The 22,462-nt window shown below is 39.3% G+C and carries 21 protein-coding genes; 12 read left to right on the forward strand and 9 right to left on the reverse strand.

Going from position 1 to position 22,462, the window contains the following annotated elements; all coding sequences use genetic code 11:
* Positions 1 to 15: 15 nt before the first annotated feature.
* The 6 genes from HJG58_RS16020 to rpoD all read right to left on the reverse strand — a co-directional run bounded on the left by HJG58_RS16020 (position 16) and on the right by rpoD (position 6,598).
* Complete coding sequence (locus tag HJG58_RS16020) at positions 16 to 1,419, reverse strand: APC family permease (RefSeq protein ID WP_005064540.1); 1,404 nt, start codon at positions 1,417 to 1,419, stop codon at positions 16 to 18.
* A 250-nt stretch (positions 1,420 to 1,669) separates the two neighbouring features.
* Positions 1,670 to 2,854: an iron-containing alcohol dehydrogenase gene (locus HJG58_RS16025; RefSeq protein ID WP_017386748.1), complete on the reverse strand. Its 1,185-nt coding sequence runs from the start codon at positions 2,852 to 2,854 to the stop codon at positions 1,670 to 1,672.
* Position 2,855: 1 nt separating this feature from the next.
* Positions 2,856 to 3,389: a hypothetical protein gene (locus HJG58_RS16030; RefSeq protein WP_005072911.1), complete on the reverse strand. Its 534-nt coding sequence runs from the start codon at positions 3,387 to 3,389 to the stop codon at positions 2,856 to 2,858.
* An 81-nt stretch (positions 3,390 to 3,470) separates the two neighbouring features.
* A complete protein-coding gene (gene lipB, locus HJG58_RS16035; protein ID WP_057077040.1) occupies positions 3,471 to 4,124 on the reverse strand; it encodes a lipoyl(octanoyl) transferase LipB in 654 nt (217 codons plus the stop codon).
* Between the two features lie 202 nt (positions 4,125 to 4,326).
* Positions 4,327 to 4,614, reverse strand: coding sequence for a YbeD family protein (locus HJG58_RS16040; protein WP_002116017.1), 288 nt, complete (start codon positions 4,612 to 4,614; stop codon positions 4,327 to 4,329).
* A gap of 97 nt (positions 4,615 to 4,711) precedes the next feature.
* Positions 4,712 to 6,598: an RNA polymerase sigma factor RpoD gene (gene rpoD / locus HJG58_RS16045; RefSeq protein WP_002116414.1), complete on the reverse strand. Its 1,887-nt coding sequence runs from the start codon at positions 6,596 to 6,598 to the stop codon at positions 4,712 to 4,714.
* A 358-nt stretch (positions 6,599 to 6,956) separates the two neighbouring features.
* On the opposite strand from rpoD, the gene HJG58_RS16050 reads away from it, so the two are divergent.
* Together HJG58_RS16050 and HJG58_RS16055 are read left to right on the forward strand one after the other, a co-directional pair.
* Positions 6,957 to 7,163, forward strand: coding sequence for a PA3496 family putative envelope integrity protein (locus tag HJG58_RS16050; protein WP_002116495.1), 207 nt, complete (start codon positions 6,957 to 6,959; stop codon positions 7,161 to 7,163).
* Positions 7,164 to 7,237: 74 nt separating this feature from the next.
* Positions 7,238 to 7,762 (forward strand): YecA/YgfB family protein, encoded by a 525-nt coding sequence (locus HJG58_RS16055; RefSeq protein WP_002116105.1) that lies wholly within the window; start codon positions 7,238 to 7,240, stop codon positions 7,760 to 7,762.
* A 123-nt stretch (positions 7,763 to 7,885) separates the two neighbouring features.
* Here the strand turns inward: HJG58_RS16055 and trhO are convergent, their stop codons facing one another.
* Positions 7,886 to 8,818: an oxygen-dependent tRNA uridine(34) hydroxylase TrhO gene (gene trhO / locus HJG58_RS16060; RefSeq protein ID WP_002116523.1), complete on the reverse strand. Its 933-nt coding sequence runs from the start codon at positions 8,816 to 8,818 to the stop codon at positions 7,886 to 7,888.
* 111 nt (positions 8,819 to 8,929) lie between these two features.
* On the opposite strand from trhO, the gene HJG58_RS16065 reads away from it, so the two are divergent.
* The gene (locus HJG58_RS16065) at positions 8,930 to 9,415 is read left to right on the forward strand and encodes a DUF1289 domain-containing protein (protein WP_005064555.1); all 486 of its coding nucleotides are present in this window, start codon (positions 8,930 to 8,932) and stop codon (positions 9,413 to 9,415) included.
* A 74-nt stretch (positions 9,416 to 9,489) separates the two neighbouring features.
* Here HJG58_RS16065 and gltA read toward each other — a convergent pair whose 3' ends face one another.
* Both gltA and HJG58_RS16075 read right to left on the reverse strand, forming a co-directional pair.
* Positions 9,490 to 10,764 carry a citrate synthase gene (gene gltA, locus HJG58_RS16070; protein ID WP_002116327.1) on the reverse strand — a complete coding sequence of 425 codons (1,275 nt, stop codon included), beginning with the start codon at positions 10,762 to 10,764 and terminating at the stop codon, positions 9,490 to 9,492.
* Positions 10,765 to 11,107: 343 nt separating this feature from the next.
* Entirely contained in the window at positions 11,108 to 11,233 is a 126-nt protein-coding gene (locus HJG58_RS16075) for a hypothetical protein (protein ID WP_081038229.1), read from the reverse strand.
* A gap of 473 nt (positions 11,234 to 11,706) precedes the next feature.
* Here HJG58_RS16075 and sdhC point away from each other — a divergent pair, with 473 nt between their 5' ends.
* The 9 genes from sdhC (at position 11,707) to sucC (ending at position 22,459) form a co-directional block, all read left to right on the forward strand.
* Positions 11,707 to 12,108 carry a succinate dehydrogenase, cytochrome b556 subunit gene (sdhC, locus tag HJG58_RS16080; protein WP_075384165.1) on the forward strand — a complete coding sequence of 134 codons (402 nt, stop codon included), beginning with the start codon at positions 11,707 to 11,709 and terminating at the stop codon, positions 12,106 to 12,108.
* Positions 12,108 to 12,473: a succinate dehydrogenase, hydrophobic membrane anchor protein gene (gene sdhD, locus HJG58_RS16085; RefSeq protein WP_000833672.1), complete on the forward strand. Its 366-nt coding sequence runs from the start codon at positions 12,108 to 12,110 to the stop codon at positions 12,471 to 12,473. Before sdhC ends, sdhD begins: the two co-directional genes overlap by 1 nt.
* A 12-nt stretch (positions 12,474 to 12,485) precedes the next feature.
* Positions 12,486 to 14,321, forward strand: coding sequence for a succinate dehydrogenase flavoprotein subunit (gene sdhA, locus HJG58_RS16090; protein WP_002116225.1), 1,836 nt, complete (start codon positions 12,486 to 12,488; stop codon positions 14,319 to 14,321).
* Between the two features lie 14 nt (positions 14,322 to 14,335).
* A complete protein-coding gene (locus HJG58_RS16095; RefSeq protein WP_002116292.1) occupies positions 14,336 to 15,046 on the forward strand; it encodes a succinate dehydrogenase iron-sulfur subunit in 711 nt (236 codons plus the stop codon).
* A gap of 283 nt (positions 15,047 to 15,329) precedes the next feature.
* Positions 15,330 to 15,458, forward strand: coding sequence for a hypothetical protein (locus tag HJG58_RS16100; RefSeq protein WP_002116082.1), 129 nt, complete (start codon positions 15,330 to 15,332; stop codon positions 15,456 to 15,458).
* 157 nt (positions 15,459 to 15,615) lie between these two features.
* The gene (locus HJG58_RS16110) at positions 15,616 to 18,456 is read left to right on the forward strand and encodes a 2-oxoglutarate dehydrogenase E1 component (protein ID WP_039763331.1); all 2,841 of its coding nucleotides are present in this window, start codon (positions 15,616 to 15,618) and stop codon (positions 18,454 to 18,456) included.
* Positions 18,456 to 19,649 (forward strand): 2-oxoglutarate dehydrogenase complex dihydrolipoyllysine-residue succinyltransferase, encoded by a 1,194-nt coding sequence (odhB, locus tag HJG58_RS16115; RefSeq protein ID WP_016143315.1) that lies wholly within the window; start codon positions 18,456 to 18,458, stop codon positions 19,647 to 19,649. The genes HJG58_RS16110 and odhB overlap by 1 nt, the downstream gene beginning before the upstream one ends.
* 61 nt (positions 19,650 to 19,710) lie before the next feature.
* Positions 19,711 to 21,144 carry a dihydrolipoyl dehydrogenase gene (gene lpdA, locus HJG58_RS16120; RefSeq protein WP_017386755.1) on the forward strand — a complete coding sequence of 478 codons (1,434 nt, stop codon included), beginning with the start codon at positions 19,711 to 19,713 and terminating at the stop codon, positions 21,142 to 21,144.
* A gap of 148 nt (positions 21,145 to 21,292) precedes the next feature.
* Positions 21,293 to 22,459 carry an ADP-forming succinate--CoA ligase subunit beta gene (gene sucC, locus HJG58_RS16125; RefSeq protein WP_001048573.1) on the forward strand — a complete coding sequence of 389 codons (1,167 nt, stop codon included), beginning with the start codon at positions 21,293 to 21,295 and terminating at the stop codon, positions 22,457 to 22,459.
* Positions 22,460 to 22,462 lie beyond the last annotated feature (3 nt).

Below are 22,462 nucleotides of genomic sequence, written 5' to 3' on the forward strand. Positions count from 1 at the left end.
TAAGCGCCTTTTTTATTATTCGTGTTCATTATGTTGAGGTGCTTGATATTTAAAACCTTTAGTTTTATAACCTAGGTATAAAATACCGAACATTGCCCACCATAATCCATATTTCAAGGCTGTCTCTTCAATCTCAAGCCATAGAGCGAAAATACTGAAGAAGCCAAGAAGTGGAATAATTACAAAGTTAAAAATATCTTTGAAATTCTTTGTGCGGCCATCACGTAAAGCATAGCGTGAAATCACTGATAAATTAACAAATGTGAATGCAGTTAACGCACCAAAGCTAATCATTGAAATGACAATATCTAAGCTCATGAAACCTGCTGCTAGTGCTACAACACCAACAATAAGAATATTGTATGAAGGCGTATAGTTCTTTGGACTAACATGACCAAAGATTTTTTTATTGATTACACCATCACGTCCCATTGCATACATTAAGCGCGATACACCTGCATGAGCTGAAATACCAGATGCCATGACAGTAATAATTGCAAAAGCAAGAACGTATGACTGAAATAATGAACCACCTACAAGTAATAAAATGTCTGGCTGTGTTGCTGCAACATCTTCAAAGTAGTTTTTAGGATCATGTGGGAAGTAAATTTGCATGAAGTAAGTACTGATGACAAAGATTACACCAGCGATAAGTGCTGTTAAGAAAATCGCTTTAGGTAATGTTTTCTCAGTGTCTTTTGTTTCTTCTGCTAAAGAACTTAAAGAGTCGAATCCAGTAAACGAGAAGCAAAGTAATGTTGCACCAGTGACTAATGCCCCTACGGATGTCAACTCATTCCAGAAAGGCTCTAAGCTCCATAACTGATAACGGGTTGCTTCTGTAATTGGACCTTCTGCATTATAGCCCATTTGTAATTTGCTATAGACTAGATAAGTAAATATGCCGATCACGAGTAACTGTACAAATACAATCAGGCTATTAAAATTAGCAACAAAGCGTGCGCCACGTAAGTTAATACCAGTCATGAAAGCGGTTAATACAATTACCCATACCCAATGATTGACTGTAGGAAATAATGCATCAAGATAAATACCAGCCAAAATAATATTGACCATTGGTGAAAGCAAATAATCTAACCAAGATGACCAACCCACCATAAAACCAACATTAGGGTGAATTGATTTTTGTGCATAGGTATAAGCTGAACCTGAAGATGGATAGCGCTTAATCATATGTCCATAACTAATCGATGTTAGCAAAATGGCAATTAATGCAAAAATGTACGAAGTTGGAACATGGTAATGACTTTCTTCGGAAACTAGACCGAATGTGTCAAATAATGTCATTGGCTGAATATAGGCTAAACCAATAATAATAATATGCCAAAGACCTAGCGTTTTTCGTAGCTTAACTACAGACGGAGTCCCAGAGATAGTTGTCAACGGCGTTATCCTCATAATCGTTGATCAAGGATCAGCTTGGTGTTAAGGATCGTTTGAGACGAACGATCCCCCCTACAGAAAAAGATAAAGTGCGCCAATCTATCCTAAATTGATGCAAATTGTCAGTACTTTCATCGATTTTTTAGCAAATTTTTTGCCATATTTACAAATAAAATGATGAATATAGATTCACATCTATAAAAAAGATCCTGATTTTATATAAAAATCAGGATCTTATGGGGGATTTTTGATTTAACTTATCGAATTACCATGCCTTTTGTAAGATCTCTCGAATATCTTTTAGGCTTGCTTCTTTAGGATTGTAAATAATTGAGCCGTCATTTAGTGCTTTTTCTGCAACTTCATCGAGCTGTGCTTCAGTTACTTTGCCAGTTTCACGTAAAGTACGTGGTAACTTGGTTAAGGTAAATAAACGATCACGCATCGCTAAAATTGTTGCAATCGCTCTGTCTGCACGTTGAGTTGCTGGAGTTTGTGCATAGATATCAGCACCAGCTAATGGCAATAGTAATTCACCAATTTTCTGGCCATTTACCTGCTTATTATATTCAAGCACATATGGTAAGAATAAATTCATACATAAACCGTGGGGCAGGTGAGCAACAGCACCTAAAGCATGACCTAAAGAATGTACAAGGCCTACCATTGAGTTAGAGAATGCAATACCTGCCATTGTAGAGGCTTGTGCTAGTTCTAAACGACCTTGTGAGTCATTTGGGTTTTCTAGGACATTAAATAGGTTTTCACTAATCTTTTTAATTCCAGCACTTGCATAAGCATCGCTAAGTGGATTGGCAGCCATACATGTATAGGCTTCAACACAATGTGTTAAGGCATCCATACCTGTCATTGCAGTTAAATGAGGTGGCAATGTAAGTGTCATGCGTGGATCTAAAATCGCTGCATGTGGCATTAAGTAATAAGAGGCAAATGCCAATTTAACATTCTTTTGCGTATCTGAAACCACGGCAACCATAGTCACTTCAGATCCCGTACCTGATGTAGTTGGGATTACGAAAAATGGTTTTAATGGTTTTGGTAAGTTGTGTGCACCAGAATACTGAAGTAAGTCATCTCCGCCTTCAGACACTAAAATGTTAGTTGCTTTTGAGGTATCAATAACTGAACCACCACCTACCGCAATAATCGCGTCACATTTATTCTTGCGATAAGCTTCTGCGGCAAGACGAACGACTTCTAAACTTGAGTCTGGTGGAACATCATCAAACACATGACCAATGACAGCATCGGTCGTACTGAATGCAGCTTCAATCGGGTTGAGTAAGCCATTTGCGCGCACACCTTTATCTGTAATGATGAGCGGGCGTTTTGCGCCTAAAGTCGCAAGTTCAAACGGAATATGTTCTAACGCAGCATTACCAGCAATGACTTTTACAGGACAAAAGAATTCGTAATAGGGTTTAGCCATGTTATGCGCTCCGCTTGAAATAGGACTTAGCTACTTTTAAGTAAATATTTGCAGCTTCGTTGAATTTTTCTTTTAGGGTGAGTTCGGTTGGGTATTCTTTGACTGCAAGAGACGCAACCAATTTAGGTAAAATAAGAGATTCCATTTTATTTAGACAGCGTACTAAGCGAATGGCAGCAGATACATCACCATCAGCAATCATTCGGTCATTAGCAAATGCTTGGGCAGTACTTTCTTGAAAAGAAAATACTAAAAATGCATGAGTTACATGTTTGAATGTAATCGTTAAGTCTGGCTTTCTTTCAGCTCTTTTGAGTAGCTCTAACTGTTTGTCTTCTGTGACTCGAGCAAAAAATGCTGGTCCATTTGGGAAAACATTCATTGAAAGTACAAAGTGAACAGGAAATTTAGATACTTCCTCTTGTATTTCAGTGTCCACTTGACTTGCCATGACTAAGCCACGACCAACAACATCCATCATGAGCTTAACGTAGGCAAGTTGCAGAGTAGGCTTTACAGCTTTTGTCGAAATCACTCGCGTATCCCTTGTTAAAATTGTGCAAAAGCAAATTTAGAGTAATTACTCTAATCCATTTTTATTTCATCGCAAAGCGATTTATTCGGTTTTGACTTCTGGGTCATTAAAGTACCCAGTATTTTTAATATACTCAATAAAGTCTTGGCAAAGTTGAGTGAATGATGGATAAGGAGTCACCAAATCTTGTATACGCACCATTTCTAAACCTGCGTAGCCACAAGGATTGATCGTCTGGAACCCTTCTAAGGCACAGTCCAAGTTTAATGCTAATCCATGATAACTACGGCCACGACGAATTTTAAAACCTAAAGAACCAATCTTACGACCATCCACATAAACTCCTGGTGCATCTGGCTTTGCATACGCTTCAATTCCGTATTTTTTTAAAACATCTATCATGAATTGTTCAGCAAAACTGACCAATGTGCGTACGTTCCACTTTAGACGATTAAGATCAAACATGAAGTAAGCCACAAGTTGACCAGGTCCATGCCAAGTTACTTGTCCGCCACGGTCAGTCTGCACTACAGGAATATCTGATGAAATTAGGATGTGTTCAGGTTTACCAGCTTGACCTTGAGTTAAAACATTATGATGTTGAAGTAACCATAACTCATCGGGCGTATCTTGATCTCGCTCATTTGTTAAGAGTTTCATGGTTTCAAATTTGCTTTGATAATCTTGTAAATCGTTCCATTGCCGAATGATTAAGTTAGGTTTATCAAGGCTCATCACAATATCTTCCTATAATTAGTTTATGCGGCACCCAGATCATATCTACTAGATAAAAGCCGAAAACCTTGTAATTTTAAAGGATTTTATAAAAGGAATTCTAAATATTTGTAAGGTTTTTCGTGGTCGTTAGGTTGTAAAATTTCCAAAAAAATACCACAGTAAGAATGCCTGACTGTGGTATTTATTGAAGAACTTAAAATTAAAGCGCAGTTCTAATCTGCGGACAAGCAGCCAAGTCAGCATAAAGTGCATGAACTTGTTCCAATTCTTCAAAGCGCAATTGTGCTGTTAAAGAATGATACTTGCCGGTGCGAGATTCTTGAACTTTTAATGTTGAGTGGTCGAAGTCTGGAAAATGTTTTACCAAAATATCGACTACAGCAACACGTAATTCTTCACCCGCATCGCCAATAAGTTTAATTGGATAATCCATCGGAAATACCCAAAGATGTTCTTGTAGTTCGCGAGATGGAGTGCGGTCTAACATAAGTTACCTCATGATTTGAAACGCCTGCATTATCGCAGGCGTTTATAGCTCTTTCTATTAAATGGGGCTTGGTTTTGAAATTTCAAGCTTTCAAAACTTAGTCATTTTCCAAGAAAGAGCGTAAATGTTCAGAACGAGAAGGGTGACGTAATTTACGCAATGCTTTCGCTTCAATCTGACGGATACGTTCACGTGTTACATCAAATTGTTTACCTACTTCTTCAAGTGTGTGATCGGTTGGCATATCAATACCAAAACGCATCTTCAATACTTTTGCTTCACGTTCAGTTAAGTTTTCCAATACTTCACGAGTTGCTTCTTTTAAGCCTTCTGAAGTCGCAGCATCAATTGGAGAAGTGATGTTTTGATCTTCAATGAAATCCCCAAGATGTGAATCTTCATCATCACCAATAGGTGTTTCCATCGAAATCGGCTCTTTAGCAATTTTAAGTACTTTACGAACCTTAACTTCATCCATTTCTAAACGTTCACCTAATTCTTCAGGTGTTGGTTCACGGCCCATTTCTTGTAACAATTGACGAGATACACGGTTGATCTTGTTAATCGTTTCAATCATGTGTACTGGAATACGAATCGTACGAGCCTGGTCGGCAATCGAACGGGTAATCGCCTGACGAATCCACCAAGTTGCATAAGTCGAGAATTTATAACCACGACGGTATTCAAACTTGTCTACAGCTTTCATCAAACCAATGTTCCCTTCTTGAATCAAGTCAAGGAACTGTAAACCACGGTTAGTATATTTCTTCGCAATAGAAATTACCAAACGGAGGTTGGCTTCTACCATTTCTTTCTTGGCACGACGTGCTTTCGCTTCACCAATTGCCATACGTTTAGAGATATCTTTAATCTCAGCAACGCTTAAACTAAGCTCTTTCTCAATATCTGCAATCTTTTGCTGGAATGCTAAAACATCTGGACGAACTTTTTCTAAATGCGCCTTAATTTCAGCAGGTGCTTTAGCAATTTGTTCATCTAACCAAGCTGGATTAGATTCTTGTTTAGGGAAAGATGTACGGAATTGAGTACGGTCCATACGGCCACGACGTACTGCATAACGCATGATTTCACGTTCATTGGCACGAATTTGCTCATGTGTACCGCGAATCATTTCAGAGATGATGTCAAATAAACGTGGTGTAAATTTAAACATCATGAACACAGTAGCTAAAGCTTCTAAAGCTTCTTCAGCCTCTGGACTGTTACGACCATGCTTTTCAACAACAGCTTTTGTTTTAGCCCAAGCAGCTTCAAGTTCAGTAAAACGAACTTTTGCAACTTCTGGGTCTGGTCCTGAATCGCCTTCAGAGTCATCATCACCTTCAGACTCTTCTTCTTCATCGTCATCATCAAGCTTAACTTCTTTGGTTGATTTTGAAGATGATTCGTCTTCTTCCTCAAGCTCTTCAACTTCTTCTAAAACTTCAGGGATATCTTCATCGGTTTCAGGATCGAGGTAGCCAGATAAAATATCTGCAAGACGGCGTTCGCCAGTTAAAAAATCATTATATTCTTTTAATACAACTTCAACAGCATTTGGCCAGTAAGCAATTGAATTAAGGACATCACGAATACCTTCTTCAATACGTTTGGCAATGCTGATTTCACCTTCACGGGTTAACAGCTCAACTGTACCCATTTCACGCATGTACATACGTACAGGGTCTGTCGTACGTCCAGGCTCATTTTCAACCGATGCAAGTACGGCAGCAGCTTCTTCTTCAGCAACCTCATCAGTTGCGTCAGCCGACTCACCGAACATGGTATCGTCAGATTCAGGTGCACGCTCGTGTACAGGAATACCAACGTCTTGAAGCATTTGGATGATGTCTTCAATCTGTTCGCTTTCAGTAATCGAGTCCGGCAGATGATCGTTAACCTCAGCGTAAGTTAAGTAACCTTGTTCTTTGCCTCGGCTAATCAGAGCCGCTACTTGAGAAGTAGGGGAATGCATATCGCTCATCTTTGCTTACTCTTTGTTGAATCTGTGGCAGTGAAAAACCGTGCATGATAGCACAATTTGCTTGAAATGTTTTGGCTTTGATCAGTAACCGTTAAATAAAAAATATCTTTGAATTCACGTCTGTTTTTTGAATATTGGGCTAAAATCATTTTTTTCAAGCTTAAATCATCGAAAAGATCATAGAATTTTTTTTTGATCAAAAAAATAGTTCAGCTTTATAAATACACAATTTTTTGGGTGAAAAAAAGCACAAATATGCAGTTTAATGAAAAAAATATAAATAAAACTTGACACAGTTAAATAAGAAAGATAAATAGCGGCTAGACCCATTCACATTTTTTCATTAGAGGTAGTTTTAGTGTCTTCTACAGATTTTGAACTAGATGATAACTACGGTGATGATGATGATGTCGGTTTTGATGAGTCATCAGGCAAAATCACTGCGAAAGAATCATTAGAAAAACGTAGATTAATTGATGATCTATTAGCCCAACGCCGTTTAGAGCGTGAGTTAAAAGATTTTGATTATGATTTAGACGATGATGATCTTGATGATGAAGACTAATCAAATCTGAATAGGGCATCGTCAGCTTAGATGCTATGCTATCGTAGATTTCTTTTTTATAGTCAGGTAACACAATGAGTGCGTTAGATTTAGACCAATTAAGTGAATATCTAGATGGAGACCACAATGAGTATGGTCTGGATTTCGCTGCAACTCATGGTTTTCTGTGTGCAATTGCAGTAGGCCCTCAGTTTGATCGTTGGTTAGATGAATTATTTGATAATAACCATAAAAAAGTTCCTGCCGAAATTATTCAGCAGATCAAAGCGTGGTTAGAGTCAATTCGACAAGACTTAGCAAATGAAAATGGAATTGAATTTCCGTTTGAAATTGAAGAAGCCGATGTTGAGTCTAGCTTAGGCGATTGGAGTGTTGGATTTGTTGATGCGATGTTCTTAAATGAAGATGCATGGTTTGCACCTGAATATGAAGAACAATTAATTGATTTAACTTTACCAATGATGGTATTTAGTGGAATTGATGAAGAAGATCCACAGATGGAATCTTTCCGTCGTAATGGACAGTTAATGGATGAACTGGCAGAAGAAATCCCAGATAATTTGAATGAATTATACTTGATGTATCATACGCCAAATTAATTTATTAGAAGAAATAATAAATAACGTCCTTTCTAGGGCGTTTTTTATTGTAAAAAATTAATTTGTACAAATAAAAAAGGGCAGTTAGAAATCTAAATGCCCTTTAAAAACTATAGTATGGTGTTATAGGCGTTTACGTTTTGCAGCAGCAATTTGTGATTGGCGCATACGGAAACCAGCTTTTTGCTTTTCGGTGGTCTTGTCGATGCAATAAACGCAAGAAACACCATGTTCGTAACTTGGTAGAGCAGACTCTTCAGGAGTTAAAGGCCAACCGCAAGCATGACATTTAATATTCACGCCTTCCTCTACACCATGAGTTACAGCAGTACGTCCGTCAAATACAAAGCATTCGCCTTCCCATAAGCTTTCATCAGCAGGGGTTTCTTCTAAGTACTTAAGAATACCGCCTTTAAGATGGTAAACCTCTTTAAATCCTTCTTGAAGAAGTAAAGAAGTTGATTTTTCACAGCGAATACCACCAGTACAGAACATCGCAATTTTTTTGTCTTTATGTTGCTCTAACTCTTTCTTAACGTATTCTGGAAACTCACGGAATGTTTCTGTTTTAGGGTCAATTGCACCCTTAAATGTACCCGCTTTATATTCGTAATCATTACGTGTGTCGATTAAAATTACATCATCACGTGCGATTAAATCATTCCATTCTTTAGGATCAAGATAGTGACCGACTAAGTCACGAGGTTTAACTTCAACACCTAAAGTCACAATTTCTTCTTTAAGTTTAATTTTCATTTTGCGGAAAGGTTTGTCAGAACTATGGGATTCTTTGTATTCCATAGCACCAAAGCCTTCATTGAGCAAAAATTGATGTAGTGTATCAATTGCTAAGCGATCACCAGCAACAGTACCATTAATTCCTTCACCTGCTACAATCAGAGTTCCACAAAGGTTAATTGTTTTCACTAAGTCTAATAAACGTTGTTGAAGATCGGCAGGATCTTGAACTTCTTTAAATTGATATAGTGCTGCAACAACCCAACCTGCGGTCGCTTGCTGTTCTACAGGTGCAAGCTGTTCTACAGTAGCGTTCATGGAAAACTCCAAATGTATTAATATAGAAATTTAAGGCGCATATTTTAGCGCGAAAATTAGTAATAAGCGAGAAAACCATAAAAAGTATATGGTTTATTTAAGGAGTTTGTTTTGAGTAATGATCATCGAACGCTCTCTCTCACCCCATGTGCAGGGCGTTGTTCAACAGTTTTTGGTGATCAGGTTTGTCGTGGTTGTCGCCGTTTTAACCACGAGGTGATTCAATGGAACACTTATACGGCAGAGCAGCGTTTGGCTGTATGGAAGCGTTTAGATGATCAATTGAATCAAATCTTAGTACCGATGTTGCCTCATGCAGACTTGCAGCATGTTGAAGGCTTTATTTTAAGTAAGCGTGTTCGGTTAATGGAAGGGGCGAGCCAGGGGCGTAAGCTTTACCATGCCTTAAAAATATGTGAAAAGAATAAACATCTAGCACACGAGAGTGGTTTGGGTATTTCGGAGTCTCAAGTCAAAACGATATGGGTTGAGTTTGAAAGACGTGTTTTAGCGTTGGCTAAAGCGAGCTATGAGCTGGCTTGGTTGCGAGCAGATGGAATTAGTCATCACTTGTTAACTATGTATGAAGAAGAATAAGTCTAGAGTAGAAAAAGACGTAAATAAAAAAGCTGCCTTTTGGCAGCTTTTTTTCATTAATTTTCTTTCGAATATTAACGTTTGATGTCGCGTTGAGTTTCACCAGTATAAAGCTGACGAGGACGACCGATTTTGTAAGGGCCGCTGTGCATTTCTAACCAGTGGCTGATCCAACCAACTGTACGAGCAAGAGCGAAGATTACAGTAAACATTTCTGTTGGGATACCAATCGCTTTAAGGATGATACCTGAGTAGAAGTCTACGTTAGGGTAAAGTTTACGCTCAACGAAGTACGGGTCGTTCAATGCGATACGCTCAAGTTCCATAGCAAGTGCTAATTGAGGATCGTTGATACCTAAAGCTTCAAGAACTTCGTCACAAGTTTGCTTCATTACTTTAGCGCGTGGATCGAAGTTTTTGTAAACGCGGTGACCGAAGCCCATAAGCTTAACTTCTTTGCGTTTAACTTTTTCCATGAACTCTGCAACGTTTTCAACGCTACCGATTTCATCAAGCATCTTAAGAACTGCTTCGTTTGCACCACCGTGAGCAGGGCCCCAAAGTGCAGAGATACCAGCAGAGATACATGCATACGGGTTTGCACCAGTAGAACCAGCAAGACGTACTGTAGATGTAGAAGCATTTTGCTCATGGTCAGCATGAAGCGTGAAAATACGATCCATTGCGCGAGCAAGAACAGGATTAACTTTGTAATCACGGTCAGCAGGAGTAGCAAACATCATGTGCAAGAAGTTTTCCGCATAACTTAAATCGTTACGTGGATAGATGAATGGTTGACCTACTGTGTATTTGTAACTCCAAGCAGCAAGTGTTGGAATTTTTGCAATTAAGCGAATTGCAGTGATTTCACGGTGGTTGATGTCTTCAATATCTAGGTTGTTGTGATAGAACGCAGATAATGCACCTACAACACCAACCATGATTGCCATTGGGTGAGCATCACGACGGAAACCATTGAAGAAACGGCTAACTTGATCGTGAACCATAGTGTGAGCACGTACTTTCGTATCAAACTCAACTTTTTGTTCAGCAGTTGGGAGCTCGCCATTTAATAATAAATAACAAGTTTCAAGGTAGTCTGCTTGAGTTGCTAACTGATCAATTGGGTAGCCGCGGTGTAATAAAATACCTTTGTCACCATCAATGAAAGTAATTTTAGATTCGCATGCGGCTGTCGCCATAAAACCAGGATCGAAAGTAAAATGACCTTCTTTCAGTATGCTGCTGACATCAATTACATCTGGACCTAAAGTGCCACTGTAGATTGGTAATCCAATTTCTTTGCCATCAAGATGTAATACGGCTTTTTTGCCATTTGCTTCAGACATTCAATAGATCTCCTGTCCTGGTGAATGTTGATCTGACTCGAAATCCTAATGTTCTCATGTGCGAATCAGACGGTGTCAAAATTTGCTATAAGATTAGTGAGTACTGAAATTTTGTCAATTATACTTATGGATAAAAAATGACGTTCCCACAGAGAGTTAGTCATCAAGACCCGAGCAAAAAAGTCAGTAAAATCACTGCATCGGGATGGTATAATAAGTCAATTCAACAAGAACGTGCAGAAAAAAAATGAAGGATGAGTACAATTGTAAGCAAATTTATAAATTGCAATTCAAAATAATAAGACGGTAGAAAATGCCAATCCCCTTAAAAAAATCATAAAACTCATGATGTAATTTCAAATTTATACTCAAAAAAAATTGTATTTCTATTTAGTTGTAACAAAGAATATTGTTCTTTTTTTAAGTTTAATTGTATAAAAAATAGCTTATCAGATGAGTTTAAAATCATAAGAACTGTTTTTAATGAAATTCACTTTCGAAAAACTAGTGTAGATCGCTTAATATCTATCTGAAATATAAGTCTGTTCACTTATTTGAAATGTGGCTCACATTGAAAATAGGAGAGTATTGCGATCATTTTTCTATTGATATGAGGAATTTATAACTTTATCTTTAGTCTAAAATCGGCTTATTTAAAAGAAATTTCAGAAAAAATGAAATTAAATAAAAAGTTATTTTAAACAAGGACATGATGTATATAGGTATAGTTTTTTTATTGACTTAATAATGTAATATTGTTTTGAATGATTCTTATTTAATGGTTTTTTGCTGAAATGGCAAAGTGGATTGTTTGTATTTTGATACTTCGCGTTTTATAATTCAGTGTCGTTTATAGGTTAGGCATGAGCTGTGCTTGCCTAACAATGCCAGCTTTCCTTGGAATTAATTCAACAAACTCCGGTCGGAGTTTCTACCTACAGGATGCCCGCTGTGAAAAGCAACAGACCTGTCAATTTGTCCATGGGTCAGGTGTTAGCGGTAAATTTACGCTCACCCGTGGCTATTGCATCAATTTTACACCGTTTATCAGGTGTCATCGTTTTCTTATTAGTACCAGTTCTCTTATGGATTCTAGATAAATCATTATCTTCACCAGAAGGATTTGACTACGTTAAAAATGTCGTTTTTGGAAATATCCTTGTACGTTTTGTTGTTTGGGTATTTGCAGCCGGCTTAATATTCCACTTCATTGCTGGAGTTAAGCACTTACTTGCAGATTTAGGTTTTGCTGAAGAACTGCAAAGTGGTCGTATTGCAGCGACAATTTCATTGATCTTATCTGTGGTAGCCATTATCGCAGCCTTTGTATGGATTATGTTCTAATGAAAAGTGCTACAGGTTTAACTGGTTCAGGTTCTCGTGATTGGTTTATCCAGCGTGTAAGTGCGGTTGTATTAGCAGCTTATACTGTTGTTCTTTTTGGTTGGATTCTCTGCAAAGGTGGATTTGACTATCAACAGTGGGCTGGTTTCATGATGACATTACCAATGAAGATTTTTTCTTTATTGGCAATTTTATCGCTTATCGCACACGCATGGATTGGTATGTGGCAAGTTTTCACTGACTATGTCACTACTCGTCAAATGGGTCCTTCAGCGAAAGGTTTACGCCTTGTACTGACGACGGCTGTCATTATTGCAGTGTTTGTGTACGCAATCTGGGGTATCCAGATTTTCTGGGCGAATTGATAGGAAGATATCATGGGCGCGATAACCCCTAAAGAAGATTATTCAAATATTCAAAACCTCACTTTCGATGCAGTTATCGTTGGTGGTGGTGGTTCTGGTATGCGTGCTTCTTACCAACTTGCTCAAGCAGGTTTGAAAGTTGCAGTACTTACTAAAGTTTTCCCAACACGTTCACATACAGTTGCTGCTCAGGGCGGTATTGGTGCGTCGTTAGGTAACATGCAAGAAGATAACTGGCACTTCCACTTTTACGATACGGTAAAAGGATCTGACTGGTTAGGTGACCAAGACGCAATTGAATTTATGTGTCGTGAAGCACCAAAAGTTGTGTATGAACTTGAACACATGGGTATGCCGTTTGACCGTAACGCTGATGGTACAATTTACCAACGTCCGTTCGGTGGTCACTCTGCGAACTATGGTGATAAACCAGTTCCACGTGCTTGTGCTGCTGCTGACCGTACTGGTCACGCATTATTACACACGCTTTATCAAAGCAACGTGAAAATGGGTACTCAGTTCTTCGTTGAATGGATCGCGCTTGATTTGATCCGTAACGAAGCAGGTGATGTTCTTGGTGTAACAGCGATTGACCAAGAAACTGGTAATATCGCAGTATTCCAAGCAAAAGCGACATTGTTTGCGACAGGTGGTGCTGGTCGTGTTTACCGTGCATCAACAAATGCTTATATCAACACTGGTGACGGTCTTGGTATGGCTGCTCGTGCTGGTATTCCATTACAAGATATGGAATTCTGGCAATTCCACCCTACGGGTGTTGCGGGCGCAGGCGTATTGTTAACTGAAGGTTGTCGTGGTGAAGGTGCAATCCTTCGTAACAAAGACGGCGAACCGTTCATGGAACGTTATGCACCAACTTTAAAAGACTTGGCTCCACGTGACTTCGTATCACGTTCTATGGACCAAGAAATTAAAGAAGGTCGTGGTTGTGGTCCAAAAGGTGATTATATCTTACTAGATATGACTCACTTGGGCGCTGACACAATCATGAAGCGTTTACCATCTGTATTTGAGATTGGTAAAAAATTCGCGAACGTTGACATCACTAAAGAACCAATTCCTGTAGTACCAACAATCCATTATCAAATGGGCGGTATTCCTACAAATATGCATGGTCAAGTGTGCTTACCTGAAGCAGGTACAGATAACTACACTAAACCTGTAAAAGGTTTCTATGCAATTGGTGAATGTTCTTGTGTATCAGTACATGGTGCAAACCGTTTAGGTACTAACTCACTTCTTGACTTGGTTGTATTTGGTAAAGCTGCTGGTGAGCACATTATCGACTACGTAACTAAGCATCATGGTGATGAATATGCACCACTTCCAACAAACGTATTAGAGCAAACTTTAGATCGCGTACGTAAATTGGATGAATCAACTTCTGGCGAAAATGCACAAGAAGTTGCTGATGCGATTCGTGATATCGTTCAAGACCACGCTGGTGTATTCCGTACTCAAGCTTTGCTTGATAAAGGTGTTAAAGAGATTCTTGCTCTTGAACCACGTGTGCGCAACATTCACTTGAAAGATAAATCTAAAGTATTTAACACTGCACGTGTTGAAGCGCTTGAAGTTGAAAACTTATATGAAGTTGCAAAAGCTACATTAATTTCAGCTGCTGCGCGTAAAGAGTGTCGTGGTGCGCATACTGTAGTTGATTATGAATTGCCAGCTGATCACCCAACTTATTCATACGGTCGCCGTGATGATGAGTGGATGAAGCATACTTTATGGTATTCATCAGATAACCGTTTGGAATATAAGCCAGTGCGCTTCAAACCGTTGACTGTTGATGCAATTCCACCAGCACCACGTACATTCTAATCGGGAGTATAAAGATGAGTAGAGGTACTCGTACATTCGAAATCTACCGCTATGATCCTGATAAGGATAAAGCGCCGTACATGCAAACTTTCAAGCTTGAATTGACTGATAAGCACCGTATGTTGCTTGATGCATTACTTGCTTTGAAGGTTCAAGATGAATCATTAACGTTCCGTCGTTCATGCCGTGAAGGTATTTGTGGTTCGGATGGTGTAAACATTAATGGTAAAAATGGTTTGGCTTGTTTATGGAATTTAAACGACCTGCCTGAGAAAATTGTAATTCGTCCATTACCAGGTTTGCCGGTTGTTAAAGATTTGGTTGTTGATATGAACCAATTCTATGATCAATATGACAAAATTCAGCCATTCTTGATCAATAACCAACCAGCTCCACCTAAAGAGCGTTTACAGTCTCCTGAAGAGCGTGAACACTTAAATGGTTTGTATGAATGTATTCTTTGTGCATGTTGTTCAACTTCATGCCCATCATTCTGGTGGAACCCTGATAAATTCTTGGGTCCTTCAGCATTGTTGAATGCATACCGTTTTATTATCGACTCTCGTGATACTGCTACTGCAGACCGTTTGGCTCGTCTTGACGATCCATTCAGTTTGTTCCGTTGTAAAGGTATTATGAACTGTGTGTCAGTATGTCCTAAAGGTCTAAACCCTACTAAAGCAATCGGTCACATCCGTAACATGCTATTAGATCAAGCGGGTTAATTCTGCACAAATAGAAAACGCGCATCCTTGATGTGCGTTTTTTTTTAATTTTATAATGTAAACTTTAGACTTTGGTCGAAAAGAGCGAGGATTTTATATATTGCACCATATATTAAAAGATAAAATCGCTTGTGTATTTCGCCAATTTATAGGTGGTATGTGTCAAAAAAATCAATCGTTGTTTAAGAACATGATACGATTTGCCACAAAGTTATAGGTGAAAAAAGCGTATACTAGTGAAATTAATTTAAGTAGCACGATCTTAGATCTGTGCTTAATTTTTATGGTTAAAGTCATTTTAGAAAAGTTAATTTTAAAGTTAATTTTTCTAAAAAGATTTGCAAAAAATTGCTCGGTTTTAATCGAGTATAAGGTGAGTGATGATGCCATTGAGGGCGTTGTGATTCATTAATTACCTATGGAGTTTTCTCTCTAGGTAGTATGACGCCCCATGGTCTTAGAGACCTGTTGGGTAAGTAATGCCTTTTTTACCAATTTGGCATTATGCATCATGGGTGTGCTTAAAAGGCAGCCTGTAATATTTTTTGCAATAGGAAATGGGTCCACAAATGCAAGAAGTTGCTGACGCATTGCGTCTTGACACTGAACTTTCCGCTGATAGTGCAGCGTATATTGAAGAACTTTACGAGCAGTACCTGACTTCCCCAACCTCTGTAGCTGAGGACTGGCGCCAATATTTCGATAAATATCCAAAGGGTGACCAACCACACAGCGCTGTGCGTGAGCAATTCCTATTACTAGGACGTAATGCTAACCGTGTTCAACCTGTTGTACAAAGTACTGTAAGTACTGAGCATGAGCGTCGTCAAATTGGCGTTTTACAACTTATTGCTGCTTATCGTAATCGCGGACATCAAAAAGCTAAATTAGATCCATTAGGTCTTGCTAAGCGTGAAGAGATTCCAGATTTAGATCTTTCAGCTCACGGTTTAACCAAATCAGATTTAGACACTGTATTTAATACCGGCAATCTTGAAATCGGCAAAAGCGAAGCAACGCTTGCTGAAATGATTGAAGCAATGGAAGCAATCTATTGTGGTTCGATCGGTGTTGAATACATGCATATCGTGGACACAAAAGAAAAACGTTGGATTCAACAACGTCTTGAAAGTGCCCGTGGTAAATTCAATTACACAAATGATCAAAAGAAAGGCTTCTTAGAGCGTTTAACTGCTGCTGAAGGTCTTGAAAAATATCTTGGTAATAAATACGTTGGTGCTAAACGCTTTGGTGTTGAGGGCGGCGAATCATTTATTCCTATGGTAAACGAGATTATTCAGCGTGCTGGTGCTGTAGGTTGTAAAGAAGTTGTTATCGGTATGCCACACCGTGGCCGTTTAAACCTTCTTGTGAATATTATGGGTAAAAACCCTGCGGACTTATTTGGTGAGTTCGAAGGTAAATCAATTCATAAAAAAGGTTCTGGCGACGTTAAATACCACCAAGGTTTCTCAAGTAATGTAATGACTCCAGGTGGCGAAGTTCACTTGGCATTAGCATTTAACCCATCTCACTTGGAAATTGTTGGTCCTGTAGTTGAAGGTTCTGTACGTGCACGTCAAGTACGTCGTAGAGACATTGGCGGTGATGACGTTTTACCAGTTATTGTTCATGGTGATGCGGCATTTGCAGGTCAGGGCGTGAATATGGAAACCTTCCAAATGTCACAAACTCGTGGCTATACGGTTGGTGGTACAGTTCATATTATTGTGAACAACCAAGTAGGTTTCACAACTTCTGATCCTCGTGATGCGCGTTCTACAGAATACTGTACAGACGTTGCTAAAATGATTCAGGCGCCAATTTTCCATGTAAATGGCGATGATCCTGAAGCTGTTATCTTTGCTACTCAATTAGCACATGATTTCCGCCACGAATTCCGTAAAGATGTTGTTATCGATTTGTTCTGTTATCGTCGTCGTGGCCATAACGAAGCAGATGAGCCATCTGGTACACAACCATTGATGTATCAAGTAATTGCGAAGAAAGCGACTACTCGTACACTTTATGCTGATCAACTTGTTCAAGAGAAAGTACTTGATCGTGCTGAAGCAGACCAAATGGTCGAAGATTACCGTTCTGATTTAGAAGCGGGTAATCATGTAGCAAATGCATTGATTCTTGAACCAAATACCAAAATGTTTGTTGATTGGACTCCATATTTGGGTCATGACTACACAGACGATTGGGATACTTCATTTGACTTAAATCGCTTAAAAGAATTAGGCGAGGGCATGAGCAAACTTCCTGAAGGGTTTGTAATGCAGCGTCAGGTTCAAAAAGTAATTGAAGATCGCGTAAAAATGCAAACTGGTGAAACTCCATTAAACTGGGGTGCAGCAGAAACTTTAGCTTATGCAACTTTATTAGATGAAGATTATCTAGTTCGTATTACTGGTGAAGACGTGGGTCGTGGTACCTTCTCACACCGTCATGCGAAATTGCATAATCAAGCTGATGGTTCAACTTACATTCCACTTTGTCATGTGAAAGAGAACCAACCACGTTTTGCGATTTATGACTCTCTTTTATCTGAAGAAGCAGTTCTTGCATTCGAATATGGTTACGCAACTACAATTCCTAAGAGCTTGATTATTTGGGAAGCACAATTTGGTGACTTCGTAAACTGTGCTCAAGTTGTGATTGACCAGTTTATTGCTTCTGGTGAGACTAAGTGGGAACGTGTTTGTGGTTTAACAATGTTGTTACCACACGGTTTTGAAGGTCAAGGCCCAGAACACTCATCAGCTCGTTTAGAACGTTTCTTACAGTTATGTGCTGAAGACAACATGCAAGTGATCACTCCAACGACACCTGCACAGATTTTCCATGCATTACGTCGTCAAGCTGTACGCCCAATTCGTAAGCCATTGATTGTAATGTCACCGAAATCTTTACTTCGTCATAAACTTGCTACTTCTACTTTAGAAGAGCTTGCAAATGGTTCATTCCAAACTGTAATTGACGAAATCGATCAAATTAACAAGTCAGATGTAACTCGTCTTGTACTTTGTGGCGGTAAAGTTTATTACGACTTACTTGAAAAACGTCGTGAACAAAACTTAACTAATGTCGCAATTGTACGTATTGAACAGTTGTATCCATATCCAGAGCAACGTCTTGCGGAAATCTTGGCTGCATATCCAAACGTGAAAGAACTTGTTTGGGCACAAGAGGAGCCGAAGAACCAAGGCGCATGGTTATTTATCGCACCGCGTTTATATGACGATATCTTAAAATCTGGCAAACAAATCCGTATCAGTTTTGCAGGTCGTGAAGCTTCTGCTGCACCAGCTTGTGGCTCACCGTACTTGCATGCAAAACAACAAGCTCAGCTAATTAATGATGCATTGGCAATCGAAGCTGAACAATCAGGAGATTCTCAATAATGGCAACCGAAATTAAAGCACCGGTATTCCCAGAGTCTGTTGCAGATGGAACCATCGCAACTTGGCACAAAAAGGTGGGTGAACCTGTATCACGCGATGAAGTAATCTGTGATATTGAAACCGACAAAGTTGTTTTAGAAGTTGTTGCTCCTGCAGATGGTAGCTTGGTTGCAATCATTAAAGATGAAGGCGATACAGTTCTTTCTGACGAAGTTATTGCTCAATTTGAAGCTGGTGCTGGCGCAGCTGCTGCTCCTGCAGCAGTAGAACAAGCAGTTGCTCAAACTCAAGCTGGTGCAGCTCCTGTTGTTGAACGTACAGAAACTGTTTCTGATCAAGCTCCTGCGGTTCGTAAAGCGTTAACTGAATCTGGTATTGCTGCTGCTGACGTACAAGGTACTGGTCGTGGTGGTCGTATCACTAAAGAAGATGTTGCAAACCATCAAGCTAAACCAGCTGCTAACGTTACTCCATTGAGCGTAGCTGTTGGTGAGCGTATCGAAAAACGTGTTCCAATGACTCGTTTACGTAAGCGTGTAGCTGAACGTCTTCTTGCTGCAACTCAAGAAACTGCAATGTTAACTACATTTAACGAAGTTAACATGAAGCCAATCATGGAATTGCGTAAGCAATATAAAGATGCTTTTGAAAAACGCCATGGTGCTCGTTTAGGCTTCATGTCATTCTTCGTTAAAGCAGCAACTGAAGCGCTTAAACGCTACCCAGCTGTAAACGCTTCAATTGATGGCGATGATATCGTTTATCACGGTTACTATGACATCGGTGTTGCAGTATCTTCTGATCGTGGTCTTGTTGTACCAGTATTGCGTGATACTGATCGTATGAGCTATGCAGAAGTTGAAGCAGGTATTGCTGCTTACGCTGGTAAAGCACGTGATGGTAAATTATCTATCGAAGAAATGACTGGTGGTACTTTCACAATCACTAATGGTGGTACTTTCGGTTCATTACTTTCAACTCCTATTTTGAACCAACCGCAAACTGGTATCTTGGGTATGCACAAAATCCAAGAGCGTCCTATGGCGGTAAATGGTCAAGTTGAAATCTTGCCAATGATGTATTTAGCACTTTCTTATGACCACCGTATGATCGATGGTAAAGAAGCTGTAGGTTTCTTGGTAGCAATCAAAGAATTGTTAGAAGAACCAGCTAAACTCATCCTTGATCTTTAATTTCTTCGAATAATATTACCGAGGTAGAGTGATCCTCTATCTCGGACCATGGAGATAAACAATGTCTCAACAATTTGATCTTGTTGTTATTGGCGGTGGTCCTGGTGGTTATGAAGCTGCGATTCGTGCTGCTCAACTAGGTTTTAAAGTCGCTTGTATCGAAAAACGTATTCACAACGGTAAGCCATCTTTAGGTGGTACATGCTTAAACGTAGGTTGTATTCCTTCTAAAGCATTACTTGATTCTTCTCACCGTTATGAAGATACAGTACATCACTTAGCTGATCACGGTATCACTACAGGTGAAGTGAATTTTGATCTTGCTAAGCTTCTTGCTCGTAAAGACAAAATTGTTGACCAATTAACTGGTGGTATCGATCAATTGCTTAAAGGCAATGGCATTGAATGGTTAAAAGGTACAGGTAAATTACTTGCTGGTAAAAAAGTTGAGTTCGTTTCTCATGAGGGTGAAACTCAAGTTTTAGAACCTAAATACGTTATTCTTGCGTCTGGTTCTGTACCTGTAAATATTCCAGTAGCTCCTGTAGATCAAGATATTATTGTTGATTCAACTGGTGCATTGAACTTCCCAGAAGTACCTAAGCGTTTAGGTGTAATTGGTGCAGGTGTAATCGGTTTAGAGCTTGGTTCAGTTTGGCGTCGTCTTGGTGCTGAAGTTGTTGTTTTTGAAGCAATGGATGCATTCCTACCAATGGCTGATAAAGCTTTGGCAAAAGACTACCAAAAACTTTTAACTAAGCAAGGTCTTGATATTCGTATCGGTGCTAAAGTTTCTGGTACTGAAATTAATGGTCGTGAAGTGACTGTTAAATACACTCAAGGCGGCGAAGAAAAAACTCAAACTTTTGACAAGTTAATCGTTTGTGTTGGCCGTAAAGCTTATGCTGAAGGTTTATTGGCTGAAGATTCAGGCATTAAATTGACTGAACGTGGTCTAGTAGAAGTAAACGATCACTGTGCAACTTCTGTAGAAGGTGTATATGCGATTGGTGACTTGGTTCGCGGTCCAATGCTTGCTCATAAAGCAATGGAAGAAGGTGTAATGGCTGTTGAGCGTATCCACGGTCATGCAGCTCAAGTGAACTATGACACAATCATTTCAGTTATCTATACACATCCGGAAGCGGCGTGGGTTGGTTTAACTGAAGAACAAGCTAAAGAAAAAGGTCATGAAGTTAAAACTGGTCAATTCGGTTTTGCTGTAAATGGTCGTGCTTTAGCAGCGGGTGAAGGTGCTGGTTTTGTTAAGTTTGTTGCTGATGCAAAAACTGACCGTTTATTAGGTATGCATGTTATTGGACCTGCTGCATCTGATATTGTACACCAAGGTATGATCGCTCTTGAATTTGTATCTTCAGTTGAAGATCTTCAGTTGATGACTTTTGGTCATCCAACATTCTCTGAAGTTGTTCATGAAGCTGCACTTGCTGTAGATGGTCGTGCAATTCACGCGATTCAACGTAAGCGTAAATAAAATAAAGAGCGGGTTCTCCGCTCTTTTTCACATTCGATGGTGTGATTAAAAAAGCATCAAGGTGAAAGACGTAGACAGCAATTTGTATATGTAACATGAGAATGTTGCGCAAATTGAAGACAACAAACAAAGTTAAGTAGGTAACTAAATGAACTTACATGAGTATCAAGCTAAAGCGTTATTGAAAGAATATGGTATGCCAGTACAAGAAGGTATCTTGGCTACCAATGCAGACGAAGCAGTTGCTGCATTTGAACAGCTTGGTGGTAAATTCGCGGTAATGAAAGCGCAAGTTCATGCTGGTGGTCGTGGTAAGGCTGGTGGCGTTAAAGTTGCAAAATCTAAAGAAGACGTTATCGAATTTGCAAACAATATCATTGGTACTCGTCTTGTAACGTATCAAACTGATGCAAATGGTCAACCAGTAAACAGCATCATTGTTGCTGAAGACGTATATCCAGTTGAGCGTGAGCTTTATTTGGGCGCGGTTGTAGACCGTTCTAGCCGTCGTATTACTTTCATGGCTTCTACAGAAGGTGGTGTAGAAATCGAGAAAGTTGCAGAAGAAACTCCAGAGAAAATTATCAAAGTTGAAGTTGATCCATTAGTTGGCTTACAACCATTCCAAGCACGTGAAGTTGCGTTTGCTTTAGGTTTGAAAGACAAGCAAATCGGTCAATTTGTAAAAATCATGACAGCTGCTTACCAAGCATTTGTTGAAAATGACTTTGCATTATTTGAAATTAACCCACTTTCAGTTCGTGAAAATGGCGAAATTTTATGTGTAGACGCGAAAGTAGGTATCGATTCTAACGCGCTTTACCGTTTACCTAAAGTTGCTGCTTTACGTGACAAATCTCAAGAGAATGAGCGTGAATTAAAAGCATCTGAATTTGATCTTAACTATGTTGCTTTAGAAGGTAACATCGGTTGTATGGTTAACGGTGCTGGTCTTGCAATGGCAACTATGGACATCATTAAACTTTATGGTGGTCAGCCTGCAAACTTCCTTGACGTTGGTGGCGGCGCAACTAAAGAGCGCGTAATCGAAGCGTTCAAAATCATCCTTGCTGATACATCTGTACAAGGTGTTTTAATCAACATCTTCGGTGGTATCGTACGTTGTGACATGATTGCTGAAGCGATTATTGCAGCGGTTCAAGAAGTAAATGTAACTGTTCCAGTTGTTGTTCGTTTAGAAGGTAACAACGCTGAGTTAGGTGCTAAATTACTTGATGAATCTGGTTTGAAATTAATTTCTGCAAACGGCTTGTCTGATGCCGCAGAAAAAGTTGTAGCTGCAGTTAAAGCGTAAGGG

The sequence above is a fragment of the Acinetobacter geminorum genome (genome assembly GCF_013009345.1).
Taxonomy (GTDB): Bacteria; Pseudomonadota; Gammaproteobacteria; order Pseudomonadales; family Moraxellaceae; genus Acinetobacter; species Acinetobacter geminorum.